Annotated in this window: 20 protein-coding genes; 7 read left to right on the top strand and 13 right to left on the bottom strand. The window is 65.9% G+C overall.

Features of this window, described 5'->3' with window-relative positions:
• Positions 1 to 14: 14 nt before the first annotated feature.
• Entirely contained in the window at positions 15 to 203 is a 189-nt protein-coding gene (locus tag J7548_RS06435; RefSeq protein WP_290971979.1) for a metallothio multi-domain protein, read from the bottom strand.
• 242 nt (positions 204 to 445) lie between these two features.
• Between J7548_RS06435 and J7548_RS06430 the strand changes: the two genes are divergently transcribed.
• The 3 genes from J7548_RS06430 (at position 446) to J7548_RS06420 (ending at position 3,323) form a co-directional block, all read left to right on the top strand.
• Positions 446 to 1,417, top strand: a complete 972-nt coding sequence (locus J7548_RS06430; RefSeq protein WP_290971976.1) for an aliphatic sulfonate ABC transporter substrate-binding protein — start codon at positions 446 to 448, stop codon at positions 1,415 to 1,417.
• Positions 1,418 to 1,420: 3 nt separating this feature from the next.
• Positions 1,421 to 2,719, top strand: coding sequence for an LLM class flavin-dependent oxidoreductase (locus tag J7548_RS06425; RefSeq protein WP_290971973.1), 1,299 nt, complete (start codon positions 1,421 to 1,423; stop codon positions 2,717 to 2,719).
• 70 nt (positions 2,720 to 2,789) lie between these two features.
• Positions 2,790 to 3,323, top strand: a complete 534-nt coding sequence (locus J7548_RS06420) for a cysteine hydrolase family protein (RefSeq protein WP_290971970.1) — start codon at positions 2,790 to 2,792, stop codon at positions 3,321 to 3,323.
• 3 nt (positions 3,324 to 3,326) lie between these two features.
• On the opposite strand, the gene J7548_RS06415 is transcribed toward J7548_RS06420, so the two are convergent.
• Complete coding sequence (locus J7548_RS06415) at positions 3,327 to 4,610, bottom strand: FAD-binding oxidoreductase (RefSeq protein ID WP_290971967.1); 1,284 nt, start codon at positions 4,608 to 4,610, stop codon at positions 3,327 to 3,329.
• A 245-nt stretch (positions 4,611 to 4,855) separates the two neighbouring features.
• On the opposite strand from J7548_RS06415, the gene J7548_RS06410 reads away from it, so the two are divergent.
• The gene (locus J7548_RS06410; RefSeq protein WP_290971965.1) at positions 4,856 to 5,311 is read left to right on the top strand and encodes an SRPBCC family protein; all 456 of its coding nucleotides are present in this window, start codon (positions 4,856 to 4,858) and stop codon (positions 5,309 to 5,311) included.
• Positions 5,312 to 5,368: 57 nt separating this feature from the next.
• On the opposite strand, the gene J7548_RS06405 is transcribed toward J7548_RS06410, so the two are convergent.
• From J7548_RS06405 to J7548_RS06390, 4 genes are all read right to left on the bottom strand, one after another.
• The gene (locus tag J7548_RS06405) at positions 5,369 to 6,919 is read right to left on the bottom strand and encodes a methyl-accepting chemotaxis protein (protein WP_290971962.1); all 1,551 of its coding nucleotides are present in this window, start codon (positions 6,917 to 6,919) and stop codon (positions 5,369 to 5,371) included.
• Positions 6,920 to 7,158: 239 nt separating this feature from the next.
• Positions 7,159 to 8,613: an efflux transporter outer membrane subunit gene (locus tag J7548_RS06400; protein ID WP_290971958.1), complete on the bottom strand. Its 1,455-nt coding sequence runs from the start codon at positions 8,611 to 8,613 to the stop codon at positions 7,159 to 7,161.
• Entirely contained in the window at positions 8,610 to 9,836 is a 1,227-nt protein-coding gene (locus tag J7548_RS06395) for an efflux RND transporter periplasmic adaptor subunit (RefSeq protein ID WP_290971956.1), read from the bottom strand. The genes J7548_RS06400 and J7548_RS06395 overlap by 4 nt, the downstream gene beginning before the upstream one ends.
• Before the next feature lie 3 nt (positions 9,837 to 9,839).
• Positions 9,840 to 13,052, bottom strand: a complete 3,213-nt coding sequence (locus J7548_RS06390; RefSeq protein ID WP_290971954.1) for an efflux RND transporter permease subunit — start codon at positions 13,050 to 13,052, stop codon at positions 9,840 to 9,842.
• 367 nt (positions 13,053 to 13,419) lie between these two features.
• Between J7548_RS06390 and J7548_RS06385 the strand changes: the two genes are divergently transcribed.
• Entirely contained in the window at positions 13,420 to 14,298 is an 879-nt protein-coding gene (locus tag J7548_RS06385; RefSeq protein WP_290971952.1) for an oxygenase MpaB family protein, read from the top strand.
• 9 nt (positions 14,299 to 14,307) lie between these two features.
• Here the strand turns inward: J7548_RS06385 and J7548_RS06380 are convergent, their stop codons facing one another.
• The 3 genes from J7548_RS06380 to J7548_RS06370 are packed head-to-tail and all read right to left on the bottom strand — an operon-like array spanning position 14,308 to position 15,947.
• The gene (locus J7548_RS06380) at positions 14,308 to 14,709 is read right to left on the bottom strand and encodes a cytochrome c family protein (RefSeq protein ID WP_290971950.1); all 402 of its coding nucleotides are present in this window, start codon (positions 14,707 to 14,709) and stop codon (positions 14,308 to 14,310) included.
• 4 nt (positions 14,710 to 14,713) lie between these two features.
• On the bottom strand, positions 14,714 to 15,523 hold the full coding sequence (locus J7548_RS06375; protein ID WP_290971948.1) for a DUF2145 domain-containing protein: 810 nt from the start codon (positions 15,521 to 15,523) through the stop codon (positions 14,714 to 14,716).
• A gap of 13 nt (positions 15,524 to 15,536) precedes the next feature.
• The gene (locus tag J7548_RS06370; protein WP_290971946.1) at positions 15,537 to 15,947 is read right to left on the bottom strand and encodes a hypothetical protein; all 411 of its coding nucleotides are present in this window, start codon (positions 15,945 to 15,947) and stop codon (positions 15,537 to 15,539) included.
• Positions 15,948 to 16,124: 177 nt separating this feature from the next.
• Between J7548_RS06370 and J7548_RS06365 the strand changes: the two genes are divergently transcribed.
• On the top strand, positions 16,125 to 16,865 hold the full coding sequence (locus tag J7548_RS06365; RefSeq protein WP_290971943.1) for a helix-turn-helix transcriptional regulator: 741 nt from the start codon (positions 16,125 to 16,127) through the stop codon (positions 16,863 to 16,865).
• 28 nt (positions 16,866 to 16,893) lie between these two features.
• On the opposite strand, the gene J7548_RS06360 is transcribed toward J7548_RS06365, so the two are convergent.
• Both J7548_RS06360 and J7548_RS06355 read right to left on the bottom strand, forming a co-directional pair.
• Positions 16,894 to 18,474: a DHA2 family efflux MFS transporter permease subunit gene (locus J7548_RS06360; RefSeq protein WP_290973297.1), complete on the bottom strand. Its 1,581-nt coding sequence runs from the start codon at positions 18,472 to 18,474 to the stop codon at positions 16,894 to 16,896.
• A 32-nt stretch (positions 18,475 to 18,506) separates the two neighbouring features.
• Positions 18,507 to 19,604, bottom strand: a complete 1,098-nt coding sequence (locus tag J7548_RS06355) for an HlyD family secretion protein (RefSeq protein WP_290971940.1) — start codon at positions 19,602 to 19,604, stop codon at positions 18,507 to 18,509.
• 178 nt (positions 19,605 to 19,782) lie between these two features.
• Here J7548_RS06355 and J7548_RS06350 point away from each other — a divergent pair, with 178 nt between their 5' ends.
• Entirely contained in the window at positions 19,783 to 21,243 is a 1,461-nt protein-coding gene (locus J7548_RS06350) for an efflux transporter outer membrane subunit (protein ID WP_290971937.1), read from the top strand.
• 109 nt (positions 21,244 to 21,352) lie between these two features.
• On the opposite strand, the gene J7548_RS06345 is transcribed toward J7548_RS06350, so the two are convergent.
• On the bottom strand, positions 21,353 to 21,757 hold the full coding sequence (locus J7548_RS06345) for a helix-turn-helix domain-containing protein (protein ID WP_290971934.1): 405 nt from the start codon (positions 21,755 to 21,757) through the stop codon (positions 21,353 to 21,355).
• Positions 21,747 to 22,553, bottom strand: coding sequence for an SDR family oxidoreductase (locus J7548_RS06340; protein WP_290971931.1), 807 nt, complete (start codon positions 22,551 to 22,553; stop codon positions 21,747 to 21,749). Before J7548_RS06340 ends, J7548_RS06345 begins: the two co-directional genes overlap by 11 nt.
• Positions 22,554 to 22,683: the final 130 nt, after the last annotated feature.

The following is a 22,683-nucleotide window of genomic DNA, read 5'->3' as shown; positions in this document are numbered from 1 at the left end:
ACGGCTGACGACGTTTATTTTCCGGCGGCTGCCGGCGGCGTGATGCAGAAGTCGAACATGGCGAACGGCACCCGGCCCTCGCCGGTGGCCCATACCCAGACCGCCCAGCACAGCAGGCCGCACACCAGCAGCAGGGCCAGCACGATGTGCCATCCTGAAGCCTTGCGCACGAATGCTTCCACGCGGTCGAACAATGCGGTCATGGGAAAAGAAGGGATGCGATGAAGAACCGCCATTTTAAAAATACCCGAGCCTCCCGGCAATGGGACAAATTGCCGCAGTGGCATGCAGGCAATAAATGACGAAAAATGACAGGAAATGGCCGGAAAAGCATTGCCGGTCCGGCTACAAACAATTCCGCATTTGCAACTGCGGAATTGTTCCTTCCACCCCGGCCGCTACCTCCCTAAGCTGCTTCCTTTTGGATCGCAGAAGGGGGAAAGCCATGGACGGCGAACAACACAATCTCAAACGGCGCCTGCTGCTGCAAGGCCTGGCGGCCGGCGCGCTGGCCGGCGGCGCGCCGCTGGTGCGGGCCGCGCAGGACAAGGTCTTGCGCATCGGCTACCAGAAATTCAACACGCTCAATATCCTCAAAGGCACCGGCAGGCTGGAGCAGGCGCTGCAGCCGCGCGGCTGGTCGGTCAAATGGTTCGAGTTTGCAGCCGGCCCGCAACTGACCGAAGCGCTCAATGCCAATGCCATCGACTTCGGCCACGCCGCCGATACGCCGTCGGTATTCGCCAACGCCTCGGGCGTGAACGCGGTCTACCTCGGCGCGGAACAGCCGTATCCCAAGGGCATCGCCATCTTCGTCGCCCAGGATTCGCCGATCCGCACGGTGAAGGACCTCAAGGGCAAGAAGGTCGCCACCGGGCGCGGCTGGAACGTGCAGTTCCTGCTGCTCAAGGCGCTGGAAGAAGTCGGCCTGAGCTACAACGACATCGAACCGGTCTACGTCACCAACGCGGCCGATGTGCGCGCGGCGTTCCAATCCGGCAACGTCGACGCCGCCACGCTGTGGGATCCGTTCCTGGCCGGCCAGGAGATCACCAGCCGCCCGCGCATCCTGCGCGACGGCAGCGGGCTCTCCAACAACCGCACCTTCCACCTGGCCGTGCCGAAGTTCGTCGACCAGAACAAGGACATCGTGCGCACGCTGTTCGCCGAACTGAAGAAGGCCAACGCCTGGACCCAGGCGCATCCGCAGGAAACCGCCGACCTGCTGGCGCCGCAACTGGGTGTGGACGCCAAGGTGCTGAAGCTGGCCACCGAACGCCGCAACTACACCACGGTGGCGGTCGACGCCGGCATCGTCGCCGAACAGCAGCAGATCGCCGATGCCTTCCTCAAGCTGGGCCTGCTCAAGAGCTCGGTGCGGGTGCAGGACAAGGTCTATCCTGAAGTCCTCGTTTGAGCCATGCATCTCGCCGCCTTCCTGATCGCCGGCAACGCCGCCCACAGCCAGGCGCTGTGGCGGCATCCGCAGAGCAGTCCCGGCGGCTTCCTGCAGCTGGACTATTACCGCCATATCGCGCAGACGCTGGAACGCGCCAATTTCGACCTGCTGTTCTTCGCCGACCGCCTGGCGGTGTCGACGCGCTACGGCGAGAGCCACCGCCACGGCATCGCCGTCGGCGACCAGGACGCCACGCGGCTGGACCCGTTGCCCATCCTGGGCGCGCTGGCGGCGGTCACCGAACGCATCGGCCTGGGCGCCACGCGTTCCACCACCTACTCGCAGCCCTACAGCCTAGCGCGCGAATTCGCCACGCTGGACCATCTTTCGGGCGGACGCGCCGCCTGGAACGTGGTGACCTCGGTCAACCAGGGCGAGGCCGACAACTTCGGCCTGAAGGAAACGCTGCCGCACGACGTGCGCTACGACCGCGCCGACGAATTCCTAGACGTCGCGCACAAGCTGTGGCGCAGCTGGCAGCCGGATGCCTTGCAGCTGTCCGCCGACGGCCGCTATGCCGATGCCGGCAAGGTCGGCGCCATCGACCACGCCGGCACGCACTTCAACGTGCGCGGGCCGCTCAACATTCCGGCATCGCCGCAGCACAGCCCGGTGATCATCCAGGCCGGCTCCTCCGACCGCGGCCAGGACTTCGCCGCGCGCTGGGCCGAAGTGGTGTTCAACATCCAGCCCGACCTGGCGCGCATGCAGCGCTTCTACGACGACCTCAAGGGCCGCGCCGGCAAGTTCGGCCGCCGGCCGCAAGACATCAAGATCCTCTCCGCCGTGATGCCCTTCGTCGGCCAGTCGCGCGCGCACGCCGAGCAATTACGTGAAGAAGCCAACGCCCTGGCCGATCCGCTAGTGGGGCTGTCGACCTTGTCCAGCCACATGAACGTGGACTTCTCCGCCTATGCGCTGGACGCGCCCATCGGCGATGTCCAGGTCGGCGGTATCCAGGGCCTGTTCAAGCTGCTCAGGGAAATCTCGGCCGAGCGGCAGCTCACCCTGGCCGACGCCGGCCGCCTCTACGCGCAAGGGGTGCTAACGCCGCAGGTCGCGGGCACGGCGGCCGATATCGCCGACTGGCTGGAACATATCGTCGAACAGGGCGGCGCCGACGGCTTCGTCATCTCGCCCTCGCACCTGCCATACGGCTTCGACGACTTCGCCGGCAAGGTGGTGCCGGAGCTGCAACGGCGCGGATCGTTCCGCAGGCAATACCGCGGCAGGCACCTGCGCGACCATCTGGCGCAATGAAGGCAGGCACGCGGCGGGGCCGAATCCGTTACTATCGGTACGGTCCCAACAACGCCTTCCAGACATTGCCATGCCCACCGCCTTGCTCATCATCGATGTCCAGCACGCCTTGTGCGCCGGCCCGGATGCCGTCGCCGAACCCGCGCGCGTGATCGCCGCCATCAACCTGCTGTCGCAGCGGGCGCGCGCCGCCGATGTGCCGGTCATCTGCGTGCAGCATGAGGATAACGGGGAGATGGCGCACGGCAGCACCGGCTGGCAACTGGTGCAAGGGCTGGAAACCGCGCCACAGGATGTGATGCTGCGCAAGCGCGGTTCGGATGCGTTCCACCAGACCGAACTGCAATCGATGCTGAAGATGCGGCATATCTCGCACTTGGTGGTGTGCGGCATGCAAACCGAGTTCTGCGTCGAATCCACCGTGCGCCGCGCGCTGGCGCTGGGCTATCCGGTGACGCTGGCGGACGATGCCCACACCACCGCCGGCGACGGCGTGCTGGAGGCGGCGCAAATCATTGCTCACCACAATACGACCCTGTCGCGCCTGGGTGCGTATGGCGTGCGCACCACTCTTATGGCGGCGCAGAATATTTCATTCGGATAGCCATCAGAAGCGCTGCGCGCTGAACGGTGCGAGATCGATCTCCGGCGCTTGCCCCGCCAGCAATTGCGCCACGATGCGCCCGGTGCGCGCCGAACACCCCAGGCCGATATGGCCATGGCCATAGGCATGGACGATGTCCCGGCTGGCCGTCGCGTAGCCGATGCAGGGCTTGCCGTCGGGCGTGCTGGGGCGGCGGCCCAGCCAGAATTTGACATCTGGCGCCGGCAGCTGGCGCGGCAGGCCGGGGAACATCTTCAGCGCGATGTCGCGCATGATCTCGCCGCGCCGCCAGTCGGGCGCGGCCTCGAACGAGGCGAACTCGACCTGGCCGGCGATGCGCAGCCCGCCTTCCATCTGGGTGGCGATTATCTTGAATTCGGACACCATCATCGGCGTGTGCGCGGTGGCCTGCCACTCGTGGCCGGCGATGCTGGCGTGGTAGCCGCGCTCGCTCACCAACTGCACGCGGTCGCCGGCGGCGGCGGCCAGTTGCCTGGAACGGGCGCCGGCCGAGATCACGGCGGCGTCGCAGACCATCTCCCCCGCCTCGGTCAGCACCGCCTTGAGCCGGCCCTCTTCGATACGGAACCCGGTGGCCCGCCCCTGTACCCGGCGTGCTCCGCGTGCGCGCGCATAGGTATCCAGCGCCTGCATGTAGGCGCCGGGGTTCTTGCAATGGCCGGCCTCATCCACATGCACGGCGAACCCGAACGCCGGATCCAGATCCGGTTCGCGCGCGCGCAGCGCGTCCCCTTCCAGCTCCGTCCAGCCGATGCCGAGTTCGCGCCGCACCCCCCAGCCGAAATTGTCGGCCTCGAACTGCCGGCGGGAGCGATAGACATGCAGCACGCCCGAGGTATCGATCAGATGGCCGACGCCGGCGCGTTGCGCCACTTCCAGGTGCAGCAACCGGGCATCGGCCACCAGCGAACGCAAGGCGCGCGCCGTGGCGCGGATGCGCTCGCGCCGCGCGCTGGCCAGATTGCGCAGCAGCCACGGCATCAGCTTCGGCAAATAACGCCAGCGTATCGACAGCGGCCCCAGCGGATCGGCCAGGTAACCCGGCACCTTCTTCCACATCCCCGGCTCCACCGGCGGGATCACCGAATGCGACGACAGCCAGCCGGCGTTGCCGTAGCTCGACGCCTCTTCGCTGCCGGCTTCGTTGAAGTCCAGCAGCGTCACCTGCAGCCCCTGGTCGAGCGCATGGATGGCGCTCATCAGGCCGACGGCGCCGGCGCCGATCACGACCACATGGCGGGGAAAGGAAAATTCGAAGGAAGACATGGCAGGCAAGCTGGTGGGAGGAAAGCGAAATGATAGGGGAAGTCGGCAAGGATTGCGCAACGGACAGCGGATCGCAAAAAAGGGGCGGGCCGGGGGCCGCGACAATGGTGCGCCCGGCATCTGGGCGCGCTTTCATCCCGGCCCCGGACAGGCATAATGTGGAAGCTGTTTGCCATCAACCGGCATGAGCAGCTCAGCAGTGGGCTGATCGGCCGCATTGTTTTCCCCCAAAGAAGGAGACACCCATGAATACGCCCAATACCGTCCGCCTGCACCGCGTCCTGCGCGCCAAACCCGAGCGCGTCTACCGCGCCTTCCTCGATCCCGATGCGATGGTGAAATGGCTGCCGCCGCATGGCTTCACCGCCAAGGTGCATCACATGGATGCGCGCGTGGGCGGCTCGCACAAGATGTCGTTCACCAATTTCAGCACCGGCAGTTCGCAATCCTTCGGCGGCACGTATATCGAGCTGGTGCCCGGTGAGCGCATCGTCTACACCGACAAGTTCGATAATCCCGACCTGCCCGGCGAAATGAAGGTGACGGTGACGATCCGCCCGGTGCTCACCGGCAGCGAACTCAACATCGTGCAGGAAGGCATCCCGCCGGCGATTCCGCTGGAGTTCTGTTACGCCGGCTGGCAGGAATCCCTGCAGTTGCTGGCGCAACTGGTGGATCCGGAGATTCCGGACGGCGCCTGAAGCTGATGTAAAAAACGCGCCGTCATCGGCGCGTTTTTTGTTTGGAAAGCCCTCGGGTCAGCGCTTGAGCTTGAACACGCTGACCACTTCCTGCAAACGGCCGGCCTGGTCCTGCAGCGACTGCGCGGCGGCGGCCGCTTGCTCCACGAGCGCGGCGTTCTGCTGTGTGACTTCGTCCATCTGCGTGATGGCGCGGTTGATCTCTTCGATGCCGGTGCTCTGTTCCTGCGTGGCCGCGGTGATTTCACTGACCACGTCGGTCACGCGCCGCACGCTGCTGACGATCTCGCTCATGGTGTTGCCGGCCTGCTCGACCAGGACGCTGCCGGCGTCGACCTTGCCCACCGAATCGTCGATCAGCTGCTTGATTTCCTTGGCGGCGGCAGCCGAGCGCTGCGCCAGCGAACGCACTTCGGATGCCACCACGGCGAAGCCACGCCCTTGTTCGCCGGCGCGCGCGGCTTCCACCGCCGCGTTCAGCGCCAGGATGTTGGTCTGGAAGGCGATGCCGTCGATCACGCTGATGATGTCGACGATCTTGCGCGAAGACTCGTTGATCGAGCCCATGGTTTCCACCACCTGGCCCACCACGCTGCCGCCCTGGCTGGCGATCTCGGATGCCGACACCGCCAGCTGGTTGGCCTGGCGCGCATTGTCGGCGTTCTGCTTGACGGTGGAAGTGAGCTCTTCCATGGCCGAAGCGGTTTCTTCCAGCGAGCTGGCCTGCTCTTCCGTGCGCGAGGACAGGTCGAGGTTGCCGGTGGCGATTTCCGATGATGCGGTGGTGATGGTATCGGTGCCGGTGCGCACTTCGCCGACGATCTTTTGCAGGCTGTCGTTCATGGCCTTGAGGGAATGCATCAGCTGGCCGGTTTCGTCGGTGCCCGTGGCTCGGATATCCACCGTCAGGTCGCCCTGGGCCACGCGCTGGGCGACTTCGACGGCATCGCCCAGCGGCCGCGAGACGATGCGCGCGACGCTGATGGCCAGCCCGAAAGCGATCACCACGACCGCCGCCAGCAGGCCGCCGATCCATAGCTTGGCCGCCTCGTACATGTCCGTGGCGCTCTTGTCGGAACGCGTGCTGCCGGCGTCGTTGACCTTGACGATGCCGTCCAGCTGCTCGTTCATCGTGCGGAACAGCTTGTTCGACTCGCCCTTGAACAGCGTCCGCGCCTCCTCTTCCTTGCCGGAGGTGGCCAAGGCCTTGAGCTGCTTGTCGACATCGAGATAGGCCGCGAAGGTTTTGCTGAACTGGTCGTAGATGCTTTTTTCTTCCGGCTCGGAAATCAAGGCTTCATAGGCGGCACGCTGCTTGGCAAGGATGTCGAGGCGCGATTTGATGGCCTTGTCGGCGTCTTCCCGGTCGCTGTCCTGGTTGGCGGTCACCATCTGCAATTGGGAAATGCGCATGCGCGGCAGCGATGCCTGGATGGCCAGCGCGGCCTTGATGGTCGGCAGCCAGTTCTTCGCGATATCGGTAGAGGCCTGGTTGACCGCGCTGAGCTGGCGGATGGCGAAACCGCCCAGGACGACCGTCAGTGCGATCACGACGGCAAAGGAAAGGATCAGTTTTCTGGCGATCTTCAGATTATAGAACCAGTTCATGGTGCCCTCGGATTGGAGATTCTCACAAAAATTCATCCCAATTTTAGGCAGCGGCGCGACCGCCCATATCGGCAAGAACAGAGGGGTTTAGCCAGCAATTGCGCCGTTGACGGGCATTTTTTCCACGAAGCTGTCAGCAAGCTGTCAATGGCGTCAGAAATGGTAGCAACAGCACCTTATCAATAAATCAATATTGCCACGCAGGAAACCCCCGGCAGGGCTGGCCCCGATGATCCGCGTCACCGGTTCACGGCTTGCGACGGCAGCTCTCCCTCGCGCCGCTCATGCCAGTCGCCGCCCAGCGCCTTGAACAGGAAGACCGATACCAGCAAGCGCTGCCCCATCAACTGCGCCGCCTGCCGCTCGCTGTTGAGCAAGGCCTGCTGCGCGGTGATGACGTCGAGATAGGGGCTGACGCCGCCTTCGTAGCGGCTGTCGGCCAGTTCCAGCACCCGGCGCGCGCTGGCGATGGCGGCTTGCGATTGCGCATGGGCGCGGTCCAGAGAAGCGATGCCGGTGATGCCGTCTTCCACTTCCTGCATCGCGGTCAGCACGGTGCGCTTGTAGGAAGCGACCGCGGCTTCGTAGCCGGCCTTGGTGAAATCCACGCCGGCGCGCAGGCGGCCGGCGTCGAACAGGCTTTGCGTGGCCGACACGCCCAGCGACCACAGCACGCTGGGCGCATTGAACAGCGTCGCCCAGTTGCGGCTGTCGACGCCGTAGGCGGGCTGCAGCATGAAGCTCGGATAGAAGGCCGCACTGGCCACGCCGATCTGCGCGTTGGCGGCGGCCATGGCGCGCTCGGCGGAAGCGATGTCGGGGCGGCGCTCCAGCAGGTCCGACGGCACGCCCGGCGGAATCGCCGGGAAGGCGATGGCCGCGGTCGACGGCGCAATCGAAAAGCCTGGCGCCGGCGTGCCGGTCAGGGTGGCGATGGCGTGCTCGTACTGCGCGCGTTGCTTGCCCAGGATGTCGACCTGGGTCAGCGTACTGTCCAGCAATGCCTGCTGCTGGGCCACGTCGAGACCGGAAGTGGCGCCGAGGTCATGGCGCGCCGTCGCCAGTTCCAGCGCGCGGCGTTGCAGCGCAATGGCGCGCGTGACCACATCGAGCTCGATGTCCAGCTCGCGCAGGTTGAAATAATTGCTGGCAAGTTCGGCCGTGAGCAGCAGGCGGGTGTTCTCGAAGTCGGCCGCGGCCTGCTGCGCCGATGCCGCCGCGCCTTCCACCGAACGCTGCACGCGGCCGAACAGGTCGAGCTCATAGCTGACGTTCAGGCCCAGCGCGAAATCGTTCTGCACCGTCGCATAGTTGGGCGAGTTGTAATTGGTCAGCGGGCGGTTGGCGGAAATGCGCTGGCGCGCGGCGCGCGCGTTGATGCCCACTTGCGGATACTGCCCGGCGGACGCCACATTGAGCTGCGCGCGCGCCTGCGACAGCCGCGCCGCGGCGATCGCCAGCGTCTGGTTGCCGGCCAGTGCGCGCTCCTGCAAGGCGTTGAGCTGCGCATCGTTGAAGCGCTCCCACCAAGGGCCGCGCGCGGCCATATCCTGCGGCTGCACCGGACGCCACGGCGCTTCCGGCGCCCAGGCGGCGGGCATGTCGATCTCCGGCTTCCTGTAATCCGGCCCGGCGGCGCAGCCGGCCAGCGCCAGCGCGCAGGCCAGGGCGATCAGCGTGCGACGGGTAGTCACGATGCGGCCTTTTTCTTGTCGGCGGCGGGCGCCTGCTTGTCCGCGACCGCTTCCACCTGGTCGCCTTCGGCCAGCGAATCGGATGGATTGAGGATCAGCCGTTCATTGCCGTCCAGGCCGTCCAGCACCTCCACCATCAAGCCAAGGTTGCGCCCGACCTTCACCTTCTTCAGGTGCACCTTGTTTTGCGCATCGACCGCCGCCACCATCGCGCCGTCGCGGCGGAACATCAATGTATCGGCCGACACCAGCAAGGTGCCGCTGGGCTTGAGCGGCAAAGACACCTGCACGAACGCGCCCGGCAACAAGGCGTTGTCGGCATTGGGCAGGCTCACCTCGATCTGCATCGCGCGCGTGGAGGGGTCAATGGAACCGGCGGTGCGCGCCACCTTGCCTTCGAACTGGCGGCCGCGCAATTCGGCCTGGGTGATGACCACCTTCTGTCCGGGCTTGACCAGGTTGGCGTAAGACTGCGGCACGTTCACGTACACCCGCAGCGGATCAGTCTGCGACAGCACGAACAGCGCGCGGCCGGCGCCCGGATCGATCAGGTCGCCCACGTCGACGTTGCGGCGCGTGATGATGCCGGAGAACGGCGCGACGATGCGCTTGAAGCCTTCCACCTGGCGCAGGCGCTCGACGTTGGCTTCGGCGGCAGCCAGGTTGGCATTGGCTTGCGCGTAGGCGCTGCGGCGTTCATCGACTTCCTGCTGTGAGACCGCGTCCTTCTTGCGCAGCGCTTCCCAGCGCGCCATCGAACTCTTGGCCAGCTCCATGCTGGAAGCGGCCTGGCCGCGCGCGGCCACGGCCTGCGACAGCTGCTGGTCGATTTCCGGCGTATCCAGTTCGGCCAGCAATTCGCCCTTCTTCACTTCGCTGCCGATGTCCTTGTACCAGCGCTTGAGGTAGCCGGAGGAGCGCGCCGCGATCGGCGACTGCACGAAACCTTGCAGCGTGCCCGGCAGCGCCAGGGTCTGGCCTTCGGCGCTGCTGCGGGCTTCGGTCACGCGCACGAACACCTTGGCGCGCTCGGCGGTGCCGGCCTGCAGTTCGCGCGCGTTGACGACGCGGCTGGCGATGGTGCGGGCAGCGCCGGCCGCCAGCAATACCAGCACGACCACCAGCACCAGCCTGGCGCGTTTGGTCATCTGCTGGCGCTTGAGCAGCTCGCCCTCATCGGGCAGGGCATGGATGCCCAGTTCGGAATGGCGTTCTTGCGACATGACTCAATTCTCCGGTTGTTGCGCGGGCGTGATGTGCTGCGATGCACGCCGCTCCGCCCTGCGGGCCAATCTCTGATGCACGCCGGCGAACACCACCGGCACGAAAAACAGTGTCGATACGGTGGCGAACAGCAGGCCGCCGATCACCGCGCGCCCCAACGGCGCATTCTGTTCGGCGCCTTCGCCCAGGCCCAGCGCCATGGGGATCATGCCGATGATCATCGCCAGCGCCGTCATCAGCACCGGCCGGATGCGGGTTGCGCCGGACTCCAGCGCGGCGGCCAGCGGCGTGGCGCCCTCATCCTTGCGCTGGCGCGCGAACGCCACGATCAGGATACTGTTGGCGGTGGCCACGCCCATGGTCATGATGGCGCCGGTCAACGCCGGCACCGACAGCGTGGTGCCGGTGATGAACAGCATCCAGGCGATGCCGGCCAGCGCCGCCGGCAGCGCGGCGATGATGATGGCGGCATCGATCCACGACTGGAAGTTGACCACCACCAGCAGGTAGACCAGCACGATCGCCATCGCCAGGCCGACGCCCAGGCCGATGAAGGAAGACTGCATGGTTTCCACCTGTCCTCGGATCACCACCTGGCTGCCGCGCGGCAGTTTGGGCTTGACCTCTTCCACCAGCTTTTCCACCTTGCCGGCCACGCTGGCCAGGTCGGTGCCCTGCACGCTGACGAACACGTCGATGGCCGGCGAGATGTTGTAGCGAGAAGCGATCGCCATCTGGCGCCCGGCGCGCACATCGACCAGGTTGCCCAGCAATTGCGTATTGGCGTTGGCGATCGAGGCATTGGACACGGCGTTGGCGCCGGCGCCGACCGGAATGTTCAGCAGCGCATCCAGCGAATCGACCGTGTACTGCGGCGACTGCACGGCGATGCTGTAGACCACGCCGTTGTTGGGGTTGAGCCAGAACGCCGGCTGCGTCTGCGAACTGCCAGACAGCGCGATCAGCAGGTTCTGGCCGACGTTGGCGGCCGACAAGCCGAACTGCTGCAGGCGCGTGCGGTCGATGCGCAGGTCCAGTGCCGGGCCGTCCAGGCGCTGGTGCACGTGGGCGTCGACGGCGCCGGGAATCTGCCGGATCTTCTTGGTCAGCTCGGCGGCCAGCTCGGCATTCTTCTCCATGTTGGCGCCGGTGAACTGCACATCGATGGCGGCCGGCAAGCCGAAGTTGAGGATCTGGGTGACGATGTCGGCGGGCTGGAAGAAGAACTCGACGCCGGGGAAGCGCTTAGGCAATTCCGCGCGCAGCAGCGCCATCAGCTCTTCGCTGGAGCGGTGGCCTTCTTTCAAGGCCATCAGCATCTCGCCGTCCAGCGTGCCGATGGTGCCGGCGTTGCTGTAGGAAAGGTTGATGCCGGAGTTGGGCACGCCGAGGTTGTCGAGGATGGTTTCCAGTTCGCTCGGGGGAATCAGTTCGCGGATCACCTGCTCGACCTGGTCGGCCAGGCGCGCGGTCTCTTCGATGCGGGTGCCGGTGGGTGCGCGCATGTGCAAGCGCAACTGGCCGGCGTCGACACTGGGGAAGAAGTCGCGGCCGAGGAAGGGGTACAGCAAACACGACAGCAGGCAGAAACCGAGGAAGCCCAGCGCGAAGCGGCGCCGGTGCGACAGCAGCGACGACAGCACCAGCGTGTAGCCGCGCCGCACGCGCTCGAAGCGGTTGTCGAAGGCCAGGTAGACGCGCTGCAGCAGGCTCTTCTTGGCGCTGTCGACCTGGCCGTGGCTGCCCATGAGCAGCATCACCAGCGTCGGCACCAGGGTACGCGACAGGATGTAGGACGCCACCATCGCGAACACCACCGCCTCGGCCAGCGGCACGAACAGGAAACGCGCCACGCCGGAGAGGAAGAACATCGGCACGAACACGATGCAGATGCACAGCGTGGAGACGAAGGCCGGCACGCCGATCTCGCCGGCGCCGACGATGATGGCGTCGTGCAGCGGCTTGCCCAGGTGCATGTGGCGCTCGATGTTCTCGATGGTGACGATGGCCTGGTCGACCAGAATGCCCACCGACAGCGCCAGGCCGCCCAGCGTCATCAGGTTGAGCGTCTCGCCCAGCGCCGCCAGCGCCAGGATGGCGGCCATGATGGAGAGCGGGATGGTCAGGCCGATGATCAGCGTGCTGCGCCAGTTGCCCAGAAACAGCAGCACCATCGCCGCGGTCAGGCCGGCGGCGATCAGCGCTTCGCTGATCACGCCCGCGACCGCCGCCTTGACGAACAGCGACTGGTCGAACAGCGGCGTGATCTTGACGTCTTCCGGCAGGGTCTGCTGTGCCTGCGGCAGCATCTTGCGCAGGTTGGCGACGATATCCAGCGTGGAGGCGCCGCCGTTCTTGAGGATCGACAGCAGGACGCCGCGCGCGCCGTCCTGGCGCACTACGTTGGTCTGCGGCGAGAAGCCGTCGCGCACGTTGGCCACGTCCTTCAGGTAGATGGTGGCGCCGTTGGCGGTGCGCACCGGCAGTTCGTTCAAGCCTGCCACAGCTTCCGGCGAGCCGTTCATCTTGACCGTGTATTCGGTGGCGCCGAACTTGGCGGTGCCGGAAGGCAGGATCAGGTTTTGCGTGTTGACCGCGTTGACCACGTCGATCGGCGCCAGCCCGCGCGCCTGCAGGGCTTGCGTGTCGAGGTCGACCGAGATCAGGCGCGATTTGCCGCCGTAGGGATAGGGCACGGCCACGCCGGGGATGGTGATCAGCTGCGGGCGCAATGTCTGCACGGCGGCGTCGAACACGGTCTGCTCCGGCAAGGTCGGCGAAGACAATGCCAATTGCATCACCGGAATGCTGGAAGCCGAATACTTGATCACCAGCGGCGGCGTGATGCCCGGCGGCAGCTGGCGCACCTGCGACTGCACCGAGGCCACCACCTGGGCGATGGCCTGCTGGATGTTGGCCTTGGGCTGGAAGAACACCTTGATCACGGAAACGCCGGCCAGCGATTGCGACTCGATGTGCTCGATGTCGCTCACCACCGTGGTCAGGCCGCGTTCGTTCTGCGCGGCGATGCGCTGGCCCATTTCCTGGGCCGACAGGCCGTTGTAGTTCCAGATGATGCTGACCACCGGGATATTGATTTCCGGGAAGATGTCGGTCGCCATGTTGAGCAGGGTCAACGGCGTGGCGAGGACAATCAGCATCGCCATCACGATGAAGGTGTATGGGCGGCGCAAGGCCAGCGCAACCATGTTCATGGGGTGGGGCTCATTTCATCAATAGGTGTGGGCGGATTGCTGCGACATGCCAAAGGCGCGCTCCCACCCGCTTACTGTCATGCGCGGCAACGCACATATCCCCTGCGCCGCCACGCTTCCTGATTTCAAGTCCTGGTGCCTTGCCGGAGCCGCCTCCCCCTCCGCCGGGCTTTCGCCGATGCGGATCTTGCCTTTTGTTGTTCGTGAGCGGCCTGCAGCGTCGGCTATTGTAGCGGCGCACAACAAGGCGTGCAGGCTTGCCGGCAGGAATTTTTTCTGACAGAAATGTCAGTTAGGAGAGCCTTCGGCAAGGCTGCCCGGGCTATGTCAAACTTCCGGCTCTATCCTTCTCTCCGGTTCTCACGCCATGGAATTTCTGCGCAAGCGCATCGAAGCCAGCGTGCTGGCCATCAGCCGTCCGCCCGGCAGCGCCGACTTCCTCAACCCGCCCGGCGACCCCGGCCTGTTCGGCTCCGATTCGGCCGCCTGGCAGGTGCACAGCGACTTCACCGCCATGCTGACCGGCGGCGTCGCCGCGCTGCTGTTGCAGATGCTGCACCCGCTGCCGCTGGCCGGCGTCTGGGACCATTCCAACTTCCAGGCCGACATGCTGGGCCGCCTGCGCCGCACCGCCCAGTTCATCGCCGGCACCACCTTCGGCAGCCGGGCCGACGCCGAACGGTTGATCGGGCGCGTGAAACAAATCCATGCACAGGTCAACGGCATCGCCTCCGACGGTACACCGTACGCCGCCAGCGATCCGGCGCTGCTGCGCTGGGTGCACGCGGCCGAAGTGAGCTGCTTCCTGCGCGCCTACCTGCGCTATCGCAACCCGGATTTCACGGCGGCCGACCAGGATCGCTACTTCGACGAAATCGCCTGCGTGGCCGAAGCGCTGGGCGCGCAGGATGTGCCGCGTTCGCGCGCGGCTATCGATAACTATATTGAGGGGATGCGCCCGCAACTGCGCTGCGACGAACGCACCCGCAAGACGCTGGAACTGGTGTTGAACGCGCCGGCGCCCAATGCGCTGGCGCTGCCGTGGACGCGGCTGATGATGCGCGCCGGCGTCGACCTGCTGCCGGACTGGGCGCAACAGATGCTGGGCGTGACGCAACGCTCGCCCGCGCGCAGCGCGCTGCTGACGCGCTCGGTGGCAGTCGCCGCGGTGCCGATGCGCTGGGCGGTGCGCAACGGCTCGATCCACCTGGCGCGGCGGCGCATGGGGCTGGCGCCGTTCGGCTGATTCTTCGCGTTATTTGACGCTGCGCAGGTAAGCCAGGATGTCATCGATCTGGCGGTCGCTGCCGATGCCCCAGAAACGCATCTTGTTGCCGGGCACGACATCGCTCGGCGCCTTCATGAAGGCGCGCAACTTGTCTTCGGTCCACACGAAACCGGCATTGGCCATCGCCGGTGAATATTTGTAATCGGTGGTGGAGCCGGCTTTACGTCCAATCACCTGGTACAACTGCGGCCCGAAGCCGCCGCGCGCCGACGGCCCGACCTGGTGGCAACTGGCGCACTTGGCGAAGGCCGCGCGGCCGGCGACGGGGTCGCCCGCGGCGCATGCGAACGACGACAGGAAGACAAGCAGCGCCGCCGGCAAGGCGGCGCGCCATGAAGAAACGGAATGAATAAGACAGACTAGCGGCATGGCGTCAAGGTCGGATCACGAAGTGGCTCTCTTCGATACCCGTCTTTTGCAGGAAGGCGAATACCGAATCGGCCGTGGTGGTCTCGATTCTATCCGCAAAGCGTTTTTCGTTCGGATGATCATCGAAGGCAATGTTGGCCTTGAACATGCGACCGCCCAGGCGGGTCATCGGACCCAGGTTGAGCACGGCCGGTTCATAACCCTTGAACTTCAGCCATGCCTGGGCCTGCTCGCGGGTGGCGATCTGCGGCTCCATCGCATGCGCCAGCGTCTCGTCTACCCACTGGTTGGATTGCTGATAGCGCGTGGCCCAGGGATAAGCCAGCATGTTGTAGCTCTGGTCGTGCATGGCGGTCGCCTGTCCGCGCCGGATCGCTTCGCGCAGCCGGGACTGGATCTCCGGACGAGGAACCGAGACGTACGCTTCCAGTTGAAACGGATCGTCCATGAAGAACTGTCCCATGCCCTGCTCATAGATATTGCTCAGCGCCGTGCCGCATTCGTTGAGCTTGTGCACCACGAACCAGCTGCCGCCTTCGCGATAGGCAAAGCCAAGGTGCGAATAGCGCTGTCCATACTTGCTCAGATCCTGTCCGACCCGGCCGATCACAACCACCTCGGCGCCGCTGGCATTGAGCCTGTCGATCGTTTTGACGGCCATGTCCAGTTGCTGGCGCACAGCGGCCTCGCGGGGCTCGCTGCGGTCGCAGGTCTGGCCGGCATGCACCGCAACCGGCATGACCAGGGTAGCCGCCAGCAAGGCTGTCGCCTGCACGCGCCTGAGAAATGCAAAAGAAAGGGTAAAAGCGTTCATGTTGGCCTCCCGCTCAGGACAACTTGTCGCTCTTCATGAGTGCGCGGCCCAGTTCGTTGGGAATGATGGCCAGCACCTTGCCGGCCGATACCAGCAGCATCCCCGCGGAAGTGGCGACGAAGCGCACCGATTCGCCCACTCCCACCGAAGCTGCGCCACTGACGTTGCCGGCAATGGTCAAGGATCCGCGCACACCGTCACTGGCTTTCTCCAGCACATAGACAGTGCCCTTGCCCGAGGCTTGTACTCCCTTGACCACGTAGGTGCCCGCTTCCGAGATAAAGGCAGCCGGCACGACGACCGAAGCCACCACCGAAATTGCCGACGCGTTGCTGGGGGTCGACTGGGCATGCGCCGGGCCGGCCAGCAGGGCGGCAGCGACAACGAAACCGAGGGACATACGGCGCAGGGACATGGCATTCATTTTTCTTCTCCTTGTGAAGTGATTTGGCCGGCGCGGCCACCCTGGCCGTCCGATGGAACGCAATGTAGCAAGGGCTCCCATCGTTGTTGAGCGCTTCCTGTCGAAGTGCGCTTTTCGGCATATCTGGTATCGAAATACAATACCGGCAACGAACAGAAAAACGAAAAGAGGGAAACCATGGCCCAGGCAGAATCGCTGGTCAATGCATTGAAGAATGTGCTCAAGGCGCGCAGCGTCACCTATGCGCAGCTGGCCAAGGGGCTGGAGTTGAGCGAAGCCAGCGTGAAACGAATATTTGCCGAGCGCAGCTTCACACTGGAACGGCTGGATCAGATTTGCGGCTTGCTGGAGATGCAGATCAGCGATCTGGCGCGCATGGTCGCCGAGGACAACCCGGCGCCGGTGCATCTGACTCGTGAACAGGAAAAGAAGCTGGTGTCGGATTCCAGGCTGCTTCTGGTAGCGGTGCACGTGCTGAACCGCTGGACGCCGGAACAGATCGTCGATGCCTATCTGCTGCCGCGCACCGAACTGATCCGCCTGCTGGCCCAGTTGGACAAGCTGGGCATCATCGATCTGCTGCCCAACGACCGCATCCGGCTGCGCGTGGCGCCCGACTTTTCATGGCTGCCGGCCGGGCCCATCCAGCAGTATTTCCGCGACCAGCTACGCAATGATTTCTTCAACTCTCATTTCGACCAGGCCGGAGAGAAGATGATCATGGTCAGCGGCATGCTTTCAGAAGAAAGCAATGCCGAACTGCAGCGCCGCATGGCACGCCTGGCCGCCGAATTCCTCAAGGCGCACCGCCAGGATTTGACGTTGCCGCTGGAGCGGCGACACGGCAACGCGCTGATCGTGGCGATGCGCCCCTGGATACCCGACTCGTTCAAGCGCATCAAGAGGCGGGACGCCTGAGCCGTCCACTTTCCCTTCCCACGCGGACTCAGTGCGCATCCGGCGGCGGCGCCTTGGGCGCTTCCACCTTGCGCATCAGCGGCACCATCAGCGTCGCCACCAGCAGACACAGCATGATGACGAAGAAGGCGTCGGCCACGGCCTGGGTCTGGGCTTCGCGCATGGCCAGCCGCGCCAGGTTGCGCAGCGCGCCGGCGCTGTCGGCGCCGGCATCAAGCCCGGCTGCCAGCAGGTTGCGGGCGCCGTTGCGCAGCATGTCCTGCATGGCTTCGTTGCCGGCGTTGAGGTGCTCGGCCAGGCGCAGGAAGTGCAGGTTGGTGCGGTCATTCAGGATGGTGCCGCACACCGCGATGCCGATCGCGCCGCCCAGGTTGCGCATCAGGTTGAATAGCCCCGAGGCCAGCTTCAGCCGCTCCGGCGGGATCGAGCCCAGCGTCAGCGTCACCACCGGCGCCACCGCGAACTGCTGCGAGAAGCCGCGCAGCGCCTGCGGCAGCAGCAGCTCGTGCCAGCCCCAGTCGTGGGTGATGGGCGTGAACTGCCACATCGACAACGTGAAGCAGGCCAGGCCGAACATCATCAGCCAGCGCAGGTCGATCCGGCGCGCCAGCATGGTGTAGAACGGGATCGCCAGGATCTGGAACAGGCCGGTGGAAAAGATCGCCAGGCCGATGTCCAGCGCCGAGAAGCCGCGCACGCGCGCCAGGAACACCGGCGTCAGGTAGATGGTGGAGAACAGCCCGATGCCGGTGACGAAGGAGAAGAAGCAGCCCAGCGCGAAATTGATCTTCTTCAGCGCGCGCAGGTCGACCACCGGATGGGCATACGTCAGGCTGCGCCAGACGAAAGCGATGCCCGTGACGATCGAAATCCATGCCGTCGCGCGGATCACGTCGTCGCCCATCCAGCCGTAGCGCGGGCCTTCTTCCAACGCATATTCGAGGCAGCCCAGCGCGGTCGCCAGCAGCACCATGCCGGGATAGTCGGCGCCGCGCAGCAGCGACAGGTCGGGCTTGTCGATCTTCACCATCATCGGCACCACGATGGCGACGAAGGCGCCCGGCGCCAGGTTGATGAAGAACAGCCAGTGCCACGAATAGTTGCTGGTGATCCAACCGCCGATGGTGGGCCCGAGCGTAGGCGCCAGCGAGGCCAGCGCGCCGACGGTGGCGGCCGCCAGCACGCGCTGGTTGCCCTGGAAGTAGAAGAAGGCCGAGGTGAACACCATCGGGATCATCGAACCGCCGAGGAAACCCTGCAGGGCGCGGAAGGCGATCATGCTGTTGATGTCCCAGGCCAGGCCGCACAGCAGGCTGGCGGCGGTGAAGCCGACCGCCGAGGCCGAGAACAGCCAGCGCGTCGACATCACCCGCGCCAGCCAGCCCGACAGCGGGATGACGATGATCTCGGCGATCAGGTAGCTGGTCTGCACCCAGGCGGTCTCGTCGGCGCCGGCGGAAAGTCCGCCGCCGATGTCGGCCAGCGAGGCGGAGACGATCTGGATATCCAGCAGCGCGATGAACATGCCCACGCACATGGTGGCGAAGGCGAACACGCGCTGCCGCGTGGTGAGTTGACCCGGCCCGGCAAGAGCTGCGGGTGTGGGCATGGCCGGTGACGCTGCGGTGGCGGAGCCCATGCTCAGCTCCGGCCGGCGCGCTGGTCGACTTCAGCGGTGACCGACAGGCCCGGGCGCAGCTTGCCCAGGCGCGCGGCGTCGGCGTCCAGCGCCACGCGCACCGGCACGCGCTGGACGATCTTGGTGAAGTTGCCGGTGGCGTTCTCCGCCGGCAGCACGCTGAACTGCGCGCCGGTGGCAGGCGCCAGGCTTTGCACGTGGCCGTGGAATTCCTCGCCCGGCAACACGTCGGCCTTGATGGTCACGGCCTGGCCTTCCTGCATGCGGGCGATCTGGCTTTCCTTGAAATTGGCGTCTACCCACAGTCCCTGCGCCGGCACCACCGACAACAATTGGGCGCCGACGGTGGCGTAGGCGCCGACGCGGGCGCGGCGGTTGCCGACCACGCCGTCGACCGGCGCGCGCAATTCGGTGTAGGCCAGGTTGAGTTCGGCCAGGTTCTTCTCGGCCTGGGCTTGCTGCAATGCCGCCGCCGCGCGCTGCTTCTGGGTGGCGATCACGTCGAGCTGGCGCTGCGCGGCGTTCAGGGCGGCCTGCGCCTTCTGGCCGTTGGCCTGGGCCTGCTTGTAATCGGCCTCGGCCTTTTGCGCGCTCTGCACCGAGACCGCCGCCTTGGCCGACAGGTTCTGGTAACGCGCCTGGTCGTCGCGGGCGCGCGCGGTCTCGGCGCTGCTGGCGGCTATGCCGGCACGCCCCTGCTCGATCACCGACTCCTGCAATTTGCGTTCGGCCTCCAGGTTGGCGATGGCGGCCTCTTGCGCGGCGACCGCGGCGCGCGCCTTGGCCAGCGCGGCCTGATAGTCGCGGTCGTCCAGCTTGACCAGCAATTCGCCGGCGCGCACCGGCTGGTTGTCCCTCACCAGCACCTGGTCGATGTTGCCGGCCACCTTGGGCGCGATCACGGTGATGTCGCCGCCGACGTAGGCGTCGTCGGTGCTCTCGATATAGCGGCCGACGGCAAGCCAGCGGGCCAGCCAGATGGCGGCGGCCAACACGGCGATGGCGAGGATGGCGTATTTCAGCAGAGTGGATTTCTTCCTGGCGGCCGGCGCGGTGCCGGCGGGTTGCGCGCTTGCGCCGATGGTGCTTTGAGTGGTCATGGTGGCCTCGATGGCTGGAGTGGATGCAGGCTGCAAATAGCAGTTGCTTTCAAAACGATAGTGAGTTTAAACTTTGAACTATCATTTTGCAAGTTACTATCGCCGGTTTCGCAAATCCGGATCGCCAACCTTCCGCCAACCGCTTTCGGCGGCGGATATCGATGAAAAGGCCAGAAACATGAAGACTCCCTCCACCAACCGCGGTGTCCGCTTGCCGGCGCCGGCATATCTAAGTGGCGCCCTGCTCGGTGCGCTGCTCCTGAGCGCCTGCACGACCGGCCCCGACTACCGGCGTCCTGAATACCAGGACGCGCCGCTGCACAATGTCGCCCTGCTGCAACAGCGCGCGGCGCAGACGCCCATGCCCGCGCTGGACCACTGGTGGGACGGCTTCGGCGATCCGGCGCTGAGCGCGATCATGCAGCGCGTGCTGGCGCAGAACCTCGACTTGTCCGCGGCGCTGGCGCGGGTCGAACAGGCGCGCGCCACGGCGCGCATCGCCGGCGCACGCCGGCTGCCGGAAGGCGATCTCAACGGCCAGGCGGCGCGCGCCAGGCAGTCGCTGCAAAGCCCGCTGGGCGAGATCGCCCGCAACATGCCGGGCTACCAGCGCACGCAGAACCTGTTCGACCTCGACGCCGGCGCGAGCTGGGAACTGGACCTGGCCGGCGCCCTGAAGCGCGGCGCCCAGGCCGCTGACGCCGAACTGCAGGCGGCCGAGGCCCAGCATGCCGGCGTGCGGGTATCGGTGGCGGCGGAAGCGGCGGACGCCTACTTCCGCATCCGCGGCGCACAGGCGCGCATCGCCCTGGCCGAACACCAGGTCAAGGCGGCGTCGGCGCTCGGCGAAATCGTGCGCCTGCGCCTGAAGGACGGCCTGGCCAGCGTGGCCGAGACCGCCCAGGCCGATGCCCGGCTGGCGCAATCGCGCGCCGCCTTGCCGCCGCTGCGCACTGAACTGGAGCGCCAGACCAACCGCCTCGATGTGCTGATGGGCGCCGCGCCCGGCACCTATGCGCAAGAGCTGGCGCAGCGCGCCGACACCAGCCGCGTGCCGGCCATCAGCGTCTCGCAAAGCGGCGTGGAACTGATGCGCCGCCGGCCCGACGTGATCGCCGCCGAGCGCCGGCTGGCGGCATCCAGCGAACGTATCGGCCAGGCGATGGCGGCGTGGTATCCGGACCTGTCTCTGTCGGCGCTGGTCGGCTTCCAGAGCCTGGGCGCGGCCGGTTTCCTGACGGCTGACAGCTTGCAGGCGCAAGGCGGGCTCGGCCTGCGCTGGCGCCTGTTCGATTTCGGCCGCATCGATGCCGAGATCGCGCGCGCCAAGGGCGCCAATGCCGAGGCGCTGGCCCTGTATCGCAAGAGCATGCTGGTGGCCGCCGAGGATGTCGAAAACGCCATCATGGCGCTGGTGCAGCTGGAACAGCAATCGCGCGAACTGGCGGCCCAGGTCGACGCCCAGCAGCGTGCGCGCAGCAATGCCGAGGAAGCCTACAAGGGCGGCGTGCTGAGCCTGGCCGAAGTACTCACCGAGGACCGGCTGCTGCTGGCGGCGCAGGATGAAATGGCGCAGGTGCATGCCGACAATGCGCGGGCGGCGGTGTCGGTGTTCAGGGCCTTGGGCGGAGGGTGGTGATGCGCTTCCGGACGAGCAGGGCATCGGCCCGCCCGTCCGGCTTCGTCATCCCGGCACAGGCCGGGATCGCGTGACGTTCATCGTGGATGGACGATCGTTGGCGGGAAAACTATTGTTCCCGCCTTGCGGCTTTCTTGCGGACATCGGCACAGGCGACGGCATGCTCCTGTTCTTCCGCTTCGATCTGTTCGCGGCCGAAGTGCTGCTCGCCCCACGCGCGCAGCGCGGCGATCACCGGGCGCAGCGCGCGTCCGGAATCGGTCAGCAGGTATTCGTCGCGCGGAGGATGCTCCTGGTAGCGGCGCCGCTCCATGATGCCGGCCTCGACCAGCGCCTGCAGGCGCTTGGCGAGGATGGCGGGGGAAATGTCGAGGCTGCGGCGGAACTGGTCGAAACGCGTCTTGCCGGCGAAGGCGTCGCGCACGATCAGCACGGTCCACCACTCGCCGATCAGCTGCAGCGTGCGCGCGACCGGGCAGTCGCGCAGCGATGCGCCGGATTCGTCAGCCGGCATGGGCCAGATAGCGCTGCGCCGGCTGGTTGCGCGAAAGATTGGGGCCGAGCGCGTGACGCGCAGCGGTGAAGGCGTTCCAGTCGGCGGCCTGGGGCAGTGAGGGGATGGTGACAGCCTCTCCCAGGTCGAGGCCGGCCAGCGCGGCATCTACCATGGCGTCGACTTCCATCAGCATCTCGGGCGGCAGCTGGGAAATGCTGCCGCCGGAGCGTTCCCATATTTCAGTGCGGGTGGCGCCCGGCAACACGGCTTGCACGCGCACGCCCAGCGGCGCCAGTTCGGTCTGCATCGATTGGGACAGGTTCAGCACGTAAGCCTTGGTGCCGCTATAGACGCCGTTGAACATCTCCGGCGCCAGCGCCAGCACCGAAGCGACGTTGATGATGTCGCCGCTGCCGCGCTTGCCGAAGGTGGTGGCGGCCGCCGCGGCCAGGCGCGTGACCGCGACCACGTTGAGCTGGATCATGGTGTCGTAGCGGTCGATGTCGGCTTCGATCAGCTTGCCCTGCACCGCCATGCCGGCGTTGTTGACCAGCATCGTGATGCCGTCGTCGCTGCGCAGGCGCTGCTCCACGCGCAGCAACTCGTCCTTGTTGATGAGATCGGCGGGCAGGATCTCGACCTGCACCCCGTACCTGGCCTTGATCTCCTGCGCCACCTTCTCCAGCCGGGCGGCGTCGCGGGCAACCAGCACCAGGTCATACCCGCGTGCGGCGAGGCGATCCGCGTAGGTGGCGCCGATGCCGGTCGATGCGCCGGTAATCAATGCCCGGCCTTGGTTTGCTTTCTTGTTCATTGCTGTTCCTTTTTCGGTTCGGTGATTGGGGAATGGCGGCGGCGGTTCTGTTGACCGGCGCACGTTACTTTCATAATGCTAGTTACTAGCATTATAGAAGTAACTAAACGCCTGTCAAGCGGGCGTGCCG

Origin of the sequence: Herbaspirillum sp., assembly GCF_017744395.1 — a bacterium.
In the GTDB taxonomy this organism is placed as follows: domain Bacteria; phylum Pseudomonadota; class Gammaproteobacteria; order Burkholderiales; family Burkholderiaceae_D; genus Herbaspirillum.
The sequence above is the reverse complement of the archived record's forward strand: the minus strand, read 5'-3'. Positions and strand labels throughout refer to the sequence as shown.